Annotated in this window: 13 protein-coding genes; all 13 read right to left on the bottom strand. The window is 48.0% G+C overall.

What is annotated here, in order from left to right:
* Positions 1-6: 6 nt before the first annotated feature.
* Complete coding sequence (locus GWO68_RS01805; protein ID WP_162344693.1) at positions 7-558, bottom strand: cob(I)yrinic acid a,c-diamide adenosyltransferase; 552 nt, start codon at positions 556-558, stop codon at positions 7-9.
* On the bottom strand, positions 542-1285 hold the full coding sequence (locus GWO68_RS01810; RefSeq protein ID WP_162344694.1) for an ABC transporter ATP-binding protein: 744 nt from the start codon (positions 1283-1285) through the stop codon (positions 542-544). Before GWO68_RS01810 ends, GWO68_RS01805 begins: the two co-directional genes overlap by 17 nt.
* A gap of 11 nt (positions 1286-1296) precedes the next feature.
* Complete coding sequence (locus GWO68_RS01815; protein ID WP_162344695.1) at positions 1297-4338, bottom strand: tetratricopeptide repeat protein; 3042 nt, start codon at positions 4336-4338, stop codon at positions 1297-1299.
* A 15-nt stretch (positions 4339-4353) separates the two neighbouring features.
* The gene (gatC, locus tag GWO68_RS01820) at positions 4354-4641 is read right to left on the bottom strand and encodes an Asp-tRNA(Asn)/Glu-tRNA(Gln) amidotransferase subunit GatC (protein ID WP_162344696.1); all 288 of its coding nucleotides are present in this window, start codon (positions 4639-4641) and stop codon (positions 4354-4356) included.
* A complete protein-coding gene (locus GWO68_RS01825; protein ID WP_162344697.1) occupies positions 4583-5395 on the bottom strand; it encodes a lysophospholipid acyltransferase family protein in 813 nt (270 codons plus the stop codon). The genes gatC and GWO68_RS01825 overlap by 59 nt, the downstream gene beginning before the upstream one ends.
* Before the next feature lie 1000 nt (positions 5396-6395).
* A complete protein-coding gene (locus tag GWO68_RS01830; RefSeq protein WP_162344698.1) occupies positions 6396-6950 on the bottom strand; it encodes an NUDIX domain-containing protein in 555 nt (184 codons plus the stop codon).
* Positions 6951-6996: 46 nt separating this feature from the next.
* On the bottom strand, positions 6997-7377 hold the full coding sequence (locus GWO68_RS01835; RefSeq protein WP_162344699.1) for a RidA family protein: 381 nt from the start codon (positions 7375-7377) through the stop codon (positions 6997-6999).
* A gap of 120 nt (positions 7378-7497) precedes the next feature.
* Entirely contained in the window at positions 7498-7950 is a 453-nt protein-coding gene (locus GWO68_RS01840) for a hypothetical protein (RefSeq protein ID WP_162344700.1), read from the bottom strand.
* Between the two features lie 28 nt (positions 7951-7978).
* Entirely contained in the window at positions 7979-9877 is a 1899-nt protein-coding gene (gene acs / locus GWO68_RS01845; protein WP_162344812.1) for an acetate--CoA ligase, read from the bottom strand.
* A gap of 35 nt (positions 9878-9912) precedes the next feature.
* Complete coding sequence (locus GWO68_RS01850; RefSeq protein ID WP_162344701.1) at positions 9913-11841, bottom strand: propionyl-CoA synthetase; 1929 nt, start codon at positions 11839-11841, stop codon at positions 9913-9915.
* 371 nt (positions 11842-12212) lie between these two features.
* Positions 12213-12947, bottom strand: a complete 735-nt coding sequence (locus tag GWO68_RS01855) for an SDR family NAD(P)-dependent oxidoreductase (protein ID WP_202923637.1) — start codon at positions 12945-12947, stop codon at positions 12213-12215.
* 280 nt (positions 12948-13227) lie between these two features.
* Positions 13228-14619 (bottom strand): ATP-dependent protease ATPase subunit HslU, encoded by a 1392-nt coding sequence (gene hslU / locus GWO68_RS01860; protein WP_162344702.1) that lies wholly within the window; start codon positions 14617-14619, stop codon positions 13228-13230.
* A gap of 51 nt (positions 14620-14670) precedes the next feature.
* Entirely contained in the window at positions 14671-15714 is a 1044-nt protein-coding gene (gene porQ / locus GWO68_RS01865) for a type IX secretion system protein PorQ (RefSeq protein ID WP_162344703.1), read from the bottom strand.
* Positions 15715-15776 lie beyond the last annotated feature (62 nt).

Raw genomic sequence — 15776 nt, forward strand, 5'->3', positions numbered from 1 at the left:
GGGTAGTTAAACTCGTGGTTTCCAGGTTATCTCTTCGGCCTGCAGCTCGTGGGTCATACGGCGACCCAGCGCAAAAAGGTAATCCGACAAACGGTTCAGGTAAATGATAACCAGGTGCTCGACAGGCGATTCTTCCTGCAAACGGATGGCAATGCGCTCGGCACGGCGGCAAACGCAGCGGGCCACATGGCAAAACGATACAGACTGATGCCCACCCGGAAGTATAAATGCTTTTAAAGGCGGCACATCTTCGCTCATGGCGTCAATCTCGTGTTCAAGCAACGTAATATCGGCTTCGTGCAGGTCTGGGGTAGCCATTTTCACGTTTTTGTCCGGGTCGGTGGCCAGCGATGAGCCTATGGTAAACAACCTGTCCTGTATCTCTTTCAGGATATCGGCCCTTACGCTGTTCACTTCCTGGTCACGAACCAACCCGATGTAAGAGTTCAGTTCGTCGACAGTGCCGTATGCTTCGATGCGTAAATGCGACTTTGCCACGCGGGTTCCCCCGATCAGGGCGGTGGTGCCTTTATCGCCTGTTTTAGTGTATATCTTCATTTACCTGGTGTGCCTCCCGCATTATGGCTGCAGTGGCTATGTTATCGTTTACAGTATCCGATTCGATCAATCCATCGCGCAGGCGCACTATACGGTGTGCATACTTGGCTATGTCTTCTTCGTGGGTTACCATAATTATCGTGTTTCCTTTGGCGTGCAGGTTCTCGAACAGCTCCATGATCTCGTAAGAGGTTTTGGTATCGAGGTTACCGGTCGGCTCATCGGCTAATATTATACTTGGGTCGTTTATCAGGGCGCGGGCAATAGCCACACGCTGCCGCTGCCCACCCGACAGCTCGTTTGGTTTGTGCTTGCCACGGTTGCCCAGGCCTACGCTTTCCAGTGCTTTCTGTGCCCGCTCCTCGCGCTGCGTTTTGTTATATCCGGCATAGATCAGCGGCAGGGCCACATTCTCTAAAGAAGTCTGACGCGGCAACAGGTTAAAGGTCTGAAACACGAAACCGATCTCTTTGTTTCGGACTTCGGCCAGTTCGTTGTCGGTCATGTTGCTCACATCGTTCCCATTCAGGATGTACGTACCGCCGGTCGGGGTATCGAGACAGCCGATAATGTTCATGAGCGTAGACTTACCAGACCCTGAAGGACCCATAAAGGCCACATACTCTCCCCGGTTTATCGTAATAGAAACATCCTGCAGGGCATTGATGACTTCGGCGCCCATGCGGTATACTTTAGAGATATGATGTGTTTCGATGATGATGCTCATACGGGCTGATTTTATAGTTGCCAGTCGTCTCCTTTTTTCTCGGCAGCCTGGCGGTGGCTCTCAAACTGCTTTATAAATGTACTGTATTCTGCGGGACTAAGCAAGCCCTGCAAGGTAGCTAATGCCTGCTCTGCATAACTTGTCAAGCCTTTGTCTAAACTCTCCAGGGCATATGCTTTGTGCAGTTCCGCGCCGTATGGGTTGTAGGTAATTCCATCCAGCAGCATCTCATAAGCCGTCATTTTATCGGGCGTATACTTGGCAAAGAAGTGCGCCGCAGCAATTACCACTTCCTCATCATACAACAGGATATTTACCGCTTGTTTATACTTTTCGGCAGCTTCGCGGTCGCGGCCTTTGGCTGCTGCAATGCTGGCTTTAAAGTATAGTTTGTACCTTTTATCAAGCGGAGTCAGGTACACATTTTCCATGCGGTCTACCAGGGCATCGTAGTTTTTGGTATAGTTCCAGAGCTTAAGTTGCTGCAGGTTAAGTTTGCTGCGCAGTTCGCCTTCGGGTTGCAGTAGCGGGGCCGTTTGCTTTATAGCCTTGTTTGCGGCGCGCCATTTTTTCTGCTGCATCAGGTAATCAATGCGGCTCAGTAAGGCTACACGGTGCAGTTCTTTCTCATTTACAGCATTAACCAGGGCATCTACCTGCTGTATAGTTAATTGTGGCAGATAAGTTTGCAGGTATTTTACTTTTTCGGCGTCGGTGGCGGTGGCTATAGTTTGCGCTACGTTTTGTTGCAGCACCGCCTGTAGTTGGTCTGCCACCTCTTTTGCCGATGCTATCTCGGTATAGGCTACTTCCTGCAGGGCATTTGCGGCTGCTTCGGGTTGGTGGGCCAGTGCCAACGCATAGCCATGCGACAGGTATGCCTGGGCATAACCGTGGTCTTTTGCCTCTTTAAAGTAATGTGCCGCCGCACGGTAATTATTTTCTTCCAGCATCCAGATACCCAGTGCATTATAATAGTATCCGCTGCGCTCGGTAGCCGAAAGGGCCAGGTTCTCGACTATACTTCGTGCTTCTTTTGGCCGGCCGTTATAATGATGCACTAATGCCTTGCTGTATAGCAGATCTTCCTGAAACAACTGGTTGCCCGGCGATTTCAGGTAGCGATCTATGGCTTTCAGCTGCAAGGTATCGCCGTTGTTCAGCCTGCTCAGGGTCTGGTTATAAAACAGCGTAAAATCCTCTACCATCTCCAGCGAGTCGGGGGCAAAGGCATCGCCTTGTTTGTTTTCTATACCTAGTAGCTGCCTTAATGCTGCCGCGTTGCTACGCAGCGTTTTATAGTTACCGTCTTTTGCTTCTGTCAGCAGTTGGCGGGCGGGTTCCAGCAGGGCCTGCCGGGTATAAAATGCCAGCCTGTTGCTTTGTATCACTTCTTTGTCAGCACTATACTTTTCGGCCAGTTTAAAATAATAATCAACCGAGTCGGTTACGCTGGTTTGCATGTAGTGCAGTGCCATGTTGTTGTACAGCTCCGCGCTCTCCGGAAACTTATCTATCCCTTCGTGCAGTACATACAGCTTCTCAAAAAAGTATTGCTTTTCGTCGTAGAGGTTGGCCATGCGCACATACAACTTCGGGTTAGGGCGTTTGCCGGCAGCTCCTTTCAAATAAACTATTTCTTCGTTGCGCTGCGACGCCTTTCGTGCCATAGAGGCCAAACTATAGTTTGCTTTCACGTTGTTGATGTCGTACACATCGCTTTCTTCGTAAAAACGCCGGGCCAGTGCCGGGTTGTCAGAGGCTGCATACAGGTCGCCTAAATAGTTATAGTAGCCCGCTTTTGCCTGGAAATAAGTACTGTATTGCGTGCGAATGATAAGTATAGCCAAAATAACAGTGCTCATTAAAAAGAACGAGAACAGCGTGAACATACTTGGCTCATATACTACCTTGTAAACGGCTTTGCGCTCTTTTATCAGCTTCCCGAAATTAAGCATCAGGTACAGGAAAAACACGGCTCCATATACCAGGTGCGTGTAGATGATAAGCGTATGGAAAAGTACAGTGAGCGAATCGTTGGCGGTAGCAAAGGCATAACCTATAGCTAAAAAAGCTATTGTTGCAAAAAGTAGGTATAGCACCGCACCGGTCGGCCTGAACGGAAAATACTTGCCATAAAATGCCTCGCGCTGCCGCATTCCCCAGAAACCCGTTACCACCGAAAGCAATAGTATGGCATAGCCATTTACATAAATAAGGTCGGCTGGGAGATAGCCGATGTGGCGCAGGTACAGCAACAGCAGGTTAGCCAGGTATAGCCCGGCAATAAGTATGAACTGCCACAAACTATAGCGGCGTTCGGGCGTTTTGCCTTGTGTGTTTATCCAGAGCAGCGCATTAACGTTCTCATACGATACCCAGATTAGGAAAAGCAGCGTGACGATGATAGTTGCCAGTGAACTATAGTTTACCAGGTGCAGCGCTGTGAGTGAAGGTGCAAACCCGGATTCGGAGAAAATGGCTACACCCAGTACCAGCATCACTACCAGCATGGCCATCACCCGAAACCCGAAGTTAATATGCTGCCAGAACGCCTGGAAACCATAACTTAAGCCAGCCAGTAACACAATAGCTACCAGCAACATGGCCTGGCTTGGCTCCGTGCCAAAAACCTGCAACAGATCAACGTTAAATGATGCCAGGAAAAGCATCAGCAGCAAGATGCCGGCAAAGTATGGAATCTGCCGCATGGTGCTGATGGCTGCCGTATAAAACGCAATACAAACCCCGAGTATAGAGATAAAAACAACGGCTGGCCATGTTTGCACTATGGCAGGAGCTACATCAAACTGCTCCAGCACCAGGTAGCCATCGGCATACAGGGTAAATGGCTCCAGCAGCCGGGTAACCTCGTGCACCGGTACAGGCACTACCTGCAGGTCGGTAATTTTATCCCAGGTGTAGGCAGCAGTGTTGCCTTCAACATAAAAATAACCGCCCAGCAACAACGCTGCTGCTGCCAGTAGCAATAAAAAAAGATAGGGATACTTTAAAGTAGTATCCCAGTTTTTCCAGAAGTTGGTTTTACTCATAAACAGGCTTGCCTCTTACTCCAGTACCTTTGGCACTCTAAAGTAGTCGGAGTCTTTTTTAGGAGCGTTCAACAATGCTTCTTCGTGTGTAATCGTATTTTTAGCGGCATCCTCGCGCATCACATTCACTTCGGCGGTCATGTGCGTCAGAGGTTCAATGTTCTCAGTGTCCAGTTCGCTAAGTTTATCTACCCAGTTCAGGATTTTGTTCAGGTCGCCCAGCACTTCCTGCTCTTTCTCTTCGTTAAACTCCAGCCTGGCCAGGTGCGCTAATTTTCTGATGGTTTGAATATCTGTTGACATCCTTGGTATAGTTGTGTTTGGTTAACTCTTGTTGAATAATCTGAAATACGCGCTCTTTTAGTGCCGGCAGGTCTTGTAATGTCATCCCGGTGGTTTCTATAGGCTCGTGTATGATCATCTTTAGTGGATGACGGCGTATTTTAAGGCCTACTTCTTCCACGTCGGGCATAAAATGCTGGTTATACGGCATAGTAACCGGCACTACCGGTACCTGCTTTTCGATGGCTATTTTAAATGGCCCGTCTTTAAACTCCAGCAACTCTTCCCCTGCCAGCGGTGCAATCGTACCTTCCGGAAAAATTACTAAGCTGCGGCCTTCATCCAATGTCTTTTTAGACTGGATATAACTTTTGGCGCTGCTCATAGCACTTTTGCGATCTACACAAATATACAATGTTCCGTATACTTTTCCCCACAACGGCACTTTGGCAAGCGAGCTTTTCCCAACAAAATTAAGAAAACCCGGTATAGAGCGCAGCATCATGGGTATATCGAGGTACGAACTATGGTTTGGCGTAAAGATGTACCGCTGTTTCGGGTCGAATTTAAAGCGCCACTCTACCTGCAAAGGCGTTAAAAACATCCGCAAGAAAATAGATGACCAAACCCGGTTCATATTGTGTGCGTGCCTGTACCACTGCTGCTTCCGGATGAGAAGCGCCTGTACCGGATAAACAAGCACGAATGGTGCTATAAACCAGGTACAGCACCAGGTAGCATATATGCGTTGCGACAGGTATTTCAGCACTTTCATGGGTTCAAATGTAAGAATATTCCGGCATTGTTCAACGCTACCAAAACCAAGCTGCCTATAGAATAATTCAATAACGGGAAGGGGTTGTTGGTAGTATTGCCTGAGGGCTATAGTTTGTATTTGTGCTTTTGAGCATTCATGCGACGAGAGTCGAAAAGAGCCAGCGTAGCTGTAAGAAATCTTTTGTGCCCTATAATTGGAGACCTAGCAGCGTGCGCAGTTCCTGCTAGTGTCTGAGCTATAGTTCTGTAGTTCCTCTTTTGTCATCTCGAGCGAAGTCGAGGGATCTTATATGTTCTATAGTTGACTTTGCCTACTACTTGAGACAAGCCATCCTTTCAAACTTCTTGTATTCCAGGGAGCTTTAGTTACCCATCGTTTCAAGTGAGGTTTGGTGCCCTCATGGCGGGGGTAGGGGCCCTCTTTAAGGGAGGCCTCGTCTTCGGGCATCGCGCTGCTGATTTGAAGCTACCCTCGTTCCTCGGGTTGCCTAACGGCACCGCAACAAATCAAAGGCGCTCAACCCAAAGACTGATATGTTTCTCATAGCTATAGTTCGTCTATACTTTTAACCGATAAGCTTCGAGGTTTATCATGATTGTATTTTCGTAGGGACAGGTCGCGACCTGTCCGTGGATGGACTTTAACTATGAAACTATACTTGAAACTATAGCAAAGGCAGAAAAGTCCCCCTTTGAAGGGCAGGGCCGTTAAGTTCTGCCGAGAACTATCCCCTTGAGGGGATTATAGGGGTGTTATTCAGGACCAAAAAGCCTATTGTTAGCCAGTTTTAAATTCACCCGCTAATGCAAACACCCCTCTGCGCTCCCCTCAAGGGGAGAATTTGCTAGAACTTAACGGCCCTGCCCTTTGAAGGGGGCGAAGGGGGATGTTAAACGGAAACTATAAAACACCTCCCTACCCTCCTCAAGGAGGGAATTATCCTGAAATAGCCAAAACTCCTTCCCCTGTTTTTAAGGGAAGGCTGGGATGGGGTTACTTATCTAACCCCAAGTATAAAAGCAGCCTTCAGAATACCAGCAACACTAATGGCATCGGTAATCTGATTATTCAACGCCATGTGGACAGCTTCGGAAAAAGGAAGGCGTTTTATCTGCAGGTCTTCCGTTTCCTCAAAGGCAGTATCACCGGGGGTTAACTCTTCAGCTAAAAAAACAAAGCCTTCTTCGTCGGTTACGGAGTTGGAAGTATGCAAGCGGCAGATGTTGGTCCAGCGGGCGGCAGTAAACCCGGTTTCTTCCTGTAGTTCCCGCTTCGCCGATTCCAGAATGTCGTTTTCTATTAAGCCGCCACCCATGGGTATTTCCCAACTATATTCGTTCAGCGCATAACGGTATTGACCAATTAGGTAGGTATACCCTTCATTATCAATAGGTATAATACCGATAGCTTTGTTCTTAAAACTGACCACCCCATAAATCCCTTCGCCACCTTTTGGGTTAAGCACCTGGTCTTCGCGTAGTTTTATCCAGGGGTTCTGGTAAATATCTCTCGAGGAAAGGGTGGTCCAGGGGTTATGCTGCTCGTCTGTCATAGCTATAGTTTGTGTGGTGCAAAGGTAAGCAGGCGAAACTATAGCATCAGCCTTTTTGGGCTATCATTTCAATCTCTACCTGTGCATTCAAAGGCAATGCAGCTACGCCTATAGTGGTGCGTGCCGGGTATGGCTCTGAAAACTGTGTTTTGTACACCTCGTTCATCGCTCCAAAATTCGCCATATCAGTCAGGAATACATTCACTTTTATTACATCGTCCGGGCCTAGGCCAGCGGCTTTAAGTACAGCAAACAGGTTAACAAAACATTGCTTCGTCTGGGCCGATATGTCCCCTTCCACTAGTTTTCCAATGGCAGCATCTATCGGTGTCTGGCCGGATAAGTATAACAGGTTACCGGTTTCTACGGCATGAGAGTAAGGGCCAACGGAAACGGCGCCTTCGGCGGTAAAAGCTTTTCTGGGCATAGGTTTTCGTTTAGATATATCAGTTAACTTTTTGTGCTCTAAAACACTTGGCTTCTGCTATATACTTATACTAACAAATCTATTATCTGGCATATTTTCCTTCCTTACTGTTATTAGTTTTTAAGTATATACCTTATTTCTTCCATGTATTTTTGGAAGTGCAATATTTGAATGTACGATACTATTTTTACTAACTCTATTCCACTTATCTGTTAAATATTGACATTCAAATGATGTCGTTATCATTCCCTTTTTCTGGATGATCCGAGTTTCATAATTAAGAAGTTTATCTAACTCTCTGAATGAATATTTTAGAAGTTGCATGATCCATTCAAGATTATTTTCATAGTTATTTTCACATGCTTCATACCAAAAATACTTTTCAGGTGCGGATTTTAAAGTTGCCCCAATATTTAAGGTAGTCCAATTACTTTCTATCCATAAATAGTAATTATATAATTTCTGTTCTGCAGTCAGAATCAGGACATCAAGTTCATGTTCTGTTTCTCTCGGCTGAAATATAGCTGTATCAAAATGTTGTCTAATTTTCTCAAGAAATTCAACAGAAGTCATAGATTATACTACTTATAATTCTGAATCTCTACAACGCACCAGCCTTTATCTCATCCACTACATCCGGGTCGAGCAAGGTGGTGGTGTCGCCTAGATTAGAGGTGTCGCCTTCGGCAACTTTGCGCAGAATGCGGCGCATGATCTTTCCGGAGCGGGTTTTGGGCAGTCCGCTCACAATCTGAATCTTATCTGGCTTGGCGATCTTTCCTATCTTTTCTACTACGGTTTCTATGATCTCGGCACGCAGGTAATCTTCGCGCTCCGGCTTTTCTTTGCAGATTACAAAGGCATAGATCCCCTGCCCTTTCAGGTCGTGTGGGTAGCCTACTACCGCCGATTCTACTACATGCTGGTTATGGTTAATGGCCTCTTCGATCTCAGCTGTCCCGAAACGGTGACCTGATACGTTGATCACATCATCTACCCGACCGATAATGCGGTATAGGCCATTTTCGTCGCGCTTGGCGCCATCGCCGGTAAAGTATAAGCCTTTGTAAGTAGAGAAATAGCTCAGGCGGCAGCGCTCGTGGTCGCCGTAGGTAGTCCGTATAATGCCCGGCCACGGAAACTTCATGCACAAGTGACCTTCTACTTCGTTTTCGGTTATTTCGGTGCCGTCGCTGTTTACAAGTATAGGCTGTATGCCCGGCAACGGAAACGCCGCGTGGGCCGGTTTGGTAGGCGTAACATTGGCCAGCGAAGAGATCATAATCCCCCCGGTCTCGGTTTGCCACCAGGTATCTACCAACGGACAGCGCTCTTTACCTACGTGCGTGTGGTACCAGTGCCAGGCTTCCTCGTTTATAGGCTCACCCACCGACCCCAGCACTTTCAGGGAATCTAAACTATAGGACAGCACATCATCAATATCGCCGCTCATCAATGATCGTATAGCTGTTGGCGCAGTGTAGAAAATACTCACCCCAAACTTATCGCATACCTGCCAGAAACGGCCCATATCCGGGTAAGTAGGTACGCCTTCAAACATCAGCGTGGTAGCGCCACTCAGCAGTGGGCCATATAAAAGATAAGTGTGGCCGGTTATCCACCCGATGTCGGCGGTGCACCAATACACATCGCTTTCTTCGTACTGAAACACGTTCATGAAGGTATACTGGGCATACACCATGTAGCCACCGCAGGTATGCACCACGCCTTTTGGTTTACCCGTAGAGCCCGAAGTATACAAGATAAACAGCATGTCTTCGGCATCCATTTCTTCGGCAGGGCACTCTTTGCTTACCCCTTGTACCTCGTCGTGGTACCACACATCGCGGCCTTCCACCATATTTACAGCCCAGCCCAGGCGCTCTACAACTATAACTTTTTCTACAGATGGGCAGCTTTCCAAGGCTTCGTCTACCACACGTTTTACCGGAATCTGTTTTGAGCCACGGTTCAGGCCATCAGAGGTTAGTACCATTTTGGCGCCAGCATCATTAATTCTGTCGGCCATAGCTACTGCCGAGAAGCCAGCAAAAATAACCGAGTGAATGGCCCCGATACGCGCACAGGCCAGCACAGCAAATGCGAGTTCCGGAATCATGGGCATGTAAATACACACACGGTCGCCTTTCTGCACACCATTCTTTTTAAGCACATTGGCAAACTGGCATACGCGCTCGTGCAGCTCGCGGTAGGTAAAGCGCACAAAGCGTTCTTTGGGGTCGTTAGGCTCCCAGATCAGGGCCAGTTTGTTGCCGCGGGTTTTCAGGTGGCGGTCCAGGCAGTTTTCGGTAATGTTCAGTTTCCCGCCTTTAAACCACTTCACGTCCGGCTCTTCAAAATTCCATTCCAGGGTAGTGTTCCACTTTTTGCGCCAGGTAAAGGTGCTGGCAATGTCGCCCCAAAAACCTTCGGGGTCTTCTACACTGCGTTTGTATACCTGCTGGTACTGTTCAAAGGTTTTTATCTGGAAGTTATTCATCATGGCTCAGGTATGTTTGGTATGTAAGGTCGGGTTTATTTCTGTAAGAAAGCGTTGCCAATTTCCTTTTCTCTAAAGCGGTCGTGGATCTCAGTAAGTATAACAGGGTCGTCTATAGTGGATGGGATGGCGTAATGCTCGCCGTCGGCTATGTTACGGATAATCTTGCGCAATATTTTGCCGGACCGGGTTTTGGGCAGGCGCTTTACCAGCAAGGCATTTCTGAAGTAAGCAACAGCCCCTATTTTCTCACGAATGAGTGCGATAAGTTCCTGTTCCAGTTGCGCTTCGGTTATAGTCTGGCCATCTTTTAAAACTACCAGCCCAACAGGTCGCTGGCCACGCAGGTCGTCGGCTATGCCTACCACCGCACATTCGGCCACGGCATTATGCGAGGCTACCATTTCTTCCATTTCGCCGGTAGATAAGCGGTGCCCCGACACGTTGATTACATCATCGATTCGCCCCATAATATACACGTAGCCGTCTTCGTCAATGTAACCGCCATCGCCGGTCATGTAATACCCCGGAAAACGCTCCAGGTAAGACTTCCGGAAACGGACATCATCTTCCCAAAGTGTTGGCAGGCAGCCCGGAGGCAGAGGCAGTTTTACCGCTACGGAGCCTTCCTGCAGGGGTATCAGTTCCTGCCCGTCTTCGCCTAAAATCTCAACTTTGTACCCACACACCGGTTTGCCCGCAGAACCCGCCTTGGCAGGTATAAGCCCGTAGCCTACCATATTTGCCACCATCGGCCACCCCGATTCGGTTTGCCACCAATGGTCTATTACAGGCACTTTCAGCAGATCTTTAGCCCAGTAATAGGTAGCAGGGTCGCAGCGCTCGCCGGCCAAAAACAGGTATTTAAGAGAGGGCAGGTCGTATAGTTTCTTAAACTTGCCATCGGGGTCTTCTTTTTTAATGGCGCGGATAGCGGTTGGCGCTGTAAACAATACCTTAACCTGGTGCTGCTGAATAATGCGCCAGAACGTACCGGCATCGGGGGTACGCACTGGCTTGCCCTCGAACAAAACCGTAGTGCAACCATGTATAAGCGGCGCATATACCAGGTACGAGTGACCTACAGCCCAACCCACATCCGAAGCCGCCCAGAACACATCGCCCGGGTCAACACCGTACACTGCTTTCATGCTATACTTTAGTGCAACCGCATGGCCACCGTTATCCCGGATAATGCCTTTGGGTTTGCCGGTGGTGCCCGACGTATACAGTACATACAGTGGGTCCAGAGCATCAACAGGTACGCAGTCGGCAGGCGCGGCTTTTTGCCATACTTCCATAAAATCGAGGTCGCGGCCGGGTTGCATGTCAGCTACCACATACGGGCGCTGCAAAACTATCGTATGGGCTGGTTTATGTTTACTGTCATTCAGGGCTTTGTCGAGCAGCGGTTTATACGGAATGTATTTATCGAATTCGATACCGCAGGAGGCAGAAATAACCACTTTCGGTTTGGCATCATCTACCCTGACAGTAAGCTCGTGCGGGGCAAACCCACCAAACACTACCGAATGTATAGCGCCTAACCGCGCACAGGCCAACATCGCTACAACAGCTTCGGGTATTACCGGCATATAAATTACCACCGTATCGCCTTTGCCCACACCCAGGTCGCGCAACGCCCCTGCAAAACGGGCCACCATATCCCGGAACTCGCGGTAACTATAGCTGCGCACCGTATCGGTCACCGGCGAGTCGTAGATCATAGCAATCTGGTCGGCGCGACCATTTTCTACGTGGTAGTCCAGGGCCAGGTAAGCTGTGTTTAGTTTACCTCCCTTAAACCACCGGTAAAAGCCGTTTTCGTCGCTGCTCAGTACCTGCTCGGGTTGCTGGTACCAGGCAATCTGGGCGGCCTGTTCACGCCAAAAAGCTTCGGGGTCGGTTATACTTTGGTTGTAAGCTGCAGTGTACGATTTTGAAGTGTCTGCTATAGTTTCCATGGCTGCGGCGTTTATAGTTACTTATACTTAAGTCAGTTGCAGTTTTATTCAGAGCTAATGGCGCAGAAAGAACGTTTTACTAAACTACAGGTCTGTTCTTACTTTATCACATTGCTTAAGGCTATGTTTTGTACCTGGCGGTTATCCATTTAGTACGCGTACCTTTCACATCCCTTTTCCAATCCGTATCTACGCTTCCGGCTTTTAAGCTGCCATCCTTCGCTACATCAATTTAGTAAATTATACTTACATATGCAGATACTAATGCTAAACTATAGTTCAGGAATTACACAAGACGTTTCAGCTATAAAAAAAGCCCGGCAAATATGCACAGGCTATAGTTTTATGATCAATGGTAAGTTTAAACGTGGTTACATGTTCCGCACATCCTGTATCACATCGCTATAGTTGGCGGTGTTGTGCATAAGGTGGATAATCTTGTGAGCTACTGTTTCGGGTTGGGCCAGCTGGTTACTGGCTTTATAGTCTCTAAACTTTTCTACAGTACTAAAGCGACCGGCATCGGCTTCTCTGATATTCTCTTGCATGGCTGTATCCACCACTCCCGGCGACAATGCATATACTTTAACACCCGAGCCACGCATGTCCTGTTCTTTTTGTATGGTCATGGAAAGCATATCCAGAGCTGCTTTTGAAGCACAGTAACTAGCCCAGCCATCAATCGGGTATTTTCCGGCACCGGAGCTGATGTTAACTATAAGCTTTTCAGCGGGGTGCTGCTGATACACTTTCAGAAACGTGTTCATGAGCATAGCTGGCACAATCACGTTCACATCAAACACAAACTCGAAGCGCTCGTTCGGCATTCCCTCGCCCACATACCCGATATCACCCATTACACCAGCATTGTTTACAAGTACCAGCTTTTCAGCATTGTTAAATGGCATAAATACTTTCTGCAGGTTATGCTCCACGGCCGGTATATCTGAGAAATCTAAAGGCTGGTGATGGTAGTTTTTATGGGTGATGGTGCTATTGCGGCAAACACCAATTACCCGGTTGTTATCGTCTTTCAGTAGTTCTTCGGCCAGGGCCTTGCCGATCCCTTTGCTGGTTCCGGTTATGATGTAGTAGTTCACGGGCATTTATAGTTAAAGAGTTTTGGAGTTTATGAGTTAGAGAGTTATCAATTACGAATATGGCTAAGAGAAAGGTTAATTCCTTTTTAGAAGCATAAAGTATGGATTATGCGCCGAAAACAAAAGCCGGCAGCTCTGCTTCTGCAAAACTGCCGGCTTTTCTGTAAACTTAAGTCAACTATAGCTGAGCGAGTCTGGAGACTCGCGCCCACCCTTCGTCACCGATTGGATACCGGCGCCAGTTGATAGTTTACCTTTCTAACTTTTTAACTTCCAAACTTTCTAACTATAGAATGTATTCGCTCAGGTCGCGGTTCTTCACCATGCCAGCCAGTTTCTCCTGCACCATTTCGCGGGTAACTACGATCTTGGCATTGGCGCCTATTTTATCTGGTACATCAAATAGGATGTCGTTCAGCAGGCGGCTCATGATGGTTTGCAAACGACGCGCTCCGATATTCTCCACTTCTGCATTTACCTCATAAGCCATACTTGCTATTTCGTCCAGGGCCTCGTCGTTAAAGGTCAGCGATACGTTCTCGGATCCTAGCAAGGCCTCGTACTGCTTGGTAAGCGCATTTTTCGGGAACTTCAGAATCTGGTAGAAGTCTTCCTTGGTCAGGCTCTGTAACTCCACACGAATCGGGAAACGGCCCTGCAACTCAGGTATAAGATCGGATGGCTTGGCCACATGGAATGCACCAGCTGCTATAAACAGAATATGGTCGGTGTTGATGATGCCGTACTTGGTGTTTACGGTAGAGCCCTCAACTATAGGTAACAGGTCGCGCTGCACCCCTTCGCGGCTCACATCCGGACCGCTACCTTTTTTGCTCGAGCTGGCCACTTTGTCAATTTCATCTATAAAAATAACGCCGGAGTTTTCAGCCTTAAAGATCGCCTCTTCTTTCACCTCGTCCATATCGATGAGCTTGGCAGCTTCTTCTTCTAATAGAATTTTGCGGGCTTCCGCAATCGTAACTTTGCGCTTTTTAGTCTTCTTCGGCATCATGCCACTGATCATCTCCTGGATGTTCATCATCGATGCTTCGTCCATGCCCGGCCCCATTACACCCATGCCCGGCATAGCGCTCTGCTGAATACGGATCTCGATCTTGCGGTCTTCCAATTCGCCGTTGCGTATCTTTTCCCGGAATTTATCGCGGGTGCGTTCGTTCAGTTCGTAATCAGTATCAGGCATTACGTTGGGGTCTGATGACATAGTTACCGGCGACCCAGCACGCCCCTGAATTGGTGGGATAAGGGCATCCAGTATAATGTCTTCCACCAATTCAGCGGCTTTTACTTTTACCTCTTCTTTTTTGCGGGTCTTTACCATATTCACGGCTTGCTCCACAAGGTCGCGCACCATGCTTTCAACGTCACGCCCCACATAGCCCACTTCAGTAAATTTAGAGGCTTCTACTTTGGTAAAGGGCGCATCTGCGATCTTGGCCAGGCGGCGGGCAATCTCGGTTTTACCCACACCCGTAGCCCCGATCATCAGTATATTGTTGGGTACGATCTCTTTCTGAATGCTTTCGTCGGCGTTCATGCGGCGCCAGCGGTTACGAAGCGCAATGGCAACGTTACGCTTGGCATCCTGTTGCCCGATAATATATTTATCCAGCTCCGCTACGATCTGGGCTGGCGTTAAATGTTCCAGGGAATCTAACATCTTTAAGTTTTTAAGTATAAATAAAGTGGCTGCTATACAAACAGCCAGGTGTTATTCAGTGTTTTTACGCTTCAGCAACGTACTGGTATCAGTACTTATAGTTACGTAATGGCTCGCGCCCGACGGATGATAAAAAGCGCTGCTATAGTTCAGTTCAAAGGTCCGTACCCGTAACATAGCTCCCAACGAAAAGCCTGCTCCACCAGAAGCATTCTCTAAACGCAACTCTTTACGTCGTAAATGGTTATACCCGGCCCGCACCTTAAAGTTTTTGCTAAAGATAAACTCAGAACCAACCACAAAATGCCTGGCCAGTTTATCGCCAAACGTTTTTTCCTGTTCTATCTCATTTCCATTTTCATCGAGGCGACCTTTGGCATTTGGGTCTAAGTATACAACGTCGAACTGGTATAGGTGGTGTGCTGTCAGCGAAAGTCGTACGGGCATGTGTTCCGGTTTATAGCTGGCACCTAATTGCGCATCAAAAGGCATGTTCTGTCGATCACCATCATCAAAAGGTTTTACCTGGTAACCAATGTTCTTAAATGCCAGGCCTATAGTTAGATCTTTCTCCGGATGCTTGAACAAGCCACCTACATCAGCCAACATACCAACTGCCTTGTTACCAGCTATACTTGATACGGCCAGTTTTGCGGTGGCTCCAATCGTAAATGCTTCGGCTTGGCGCGCATGGCTCACGCTCAACGTATAATCGTTAACGGTAAAACTGCCTTCTGCCTGGCCGGTGGCATCGCGTTGCACAAAATCGCCATAGTTCAGGTAATTTATACTTGCCGCCCAGCGCCCCAGCTTCTCATGGTTAAAAGCATACCCCGCATTACTCTGCTTGATATCGGCTAAATAACCTACATAACTCAAGCTCAGTTGCCGGTCCATTTCAGCGTTCAGCAAAGCCGGGTTGGCAGCTACCATATTCACATCATGTCCGAACGAGCTTACGTTTATACTTCCGAGGGCGGCTTGTTTGGAGCTAACGGGTAACTCCAAAAACGTAAAAGCACGCTGCCCTCCTACCTGCGCCGCGAGCGGTAGGCTCAACAGCAAACAAAGCAAGAGGGCAGCAGTGTATTTCATGTTATTTTTGAGTGAGTGAATATTTCTGTCATCCCGATTTCAGGAGAGATCTATCTGGAATT

Origin of the sequence: Pontibacter fetidus (genome assembly GCF_010119545.1) — a bacterium.
GTDB classification, from domain to species: domain Bacteria; phylum Bacteroidota; class Bacteroidia; order Cytophagales; family Hymenobacteraceae; genus Pontibacter; species Pontibacter fetidus.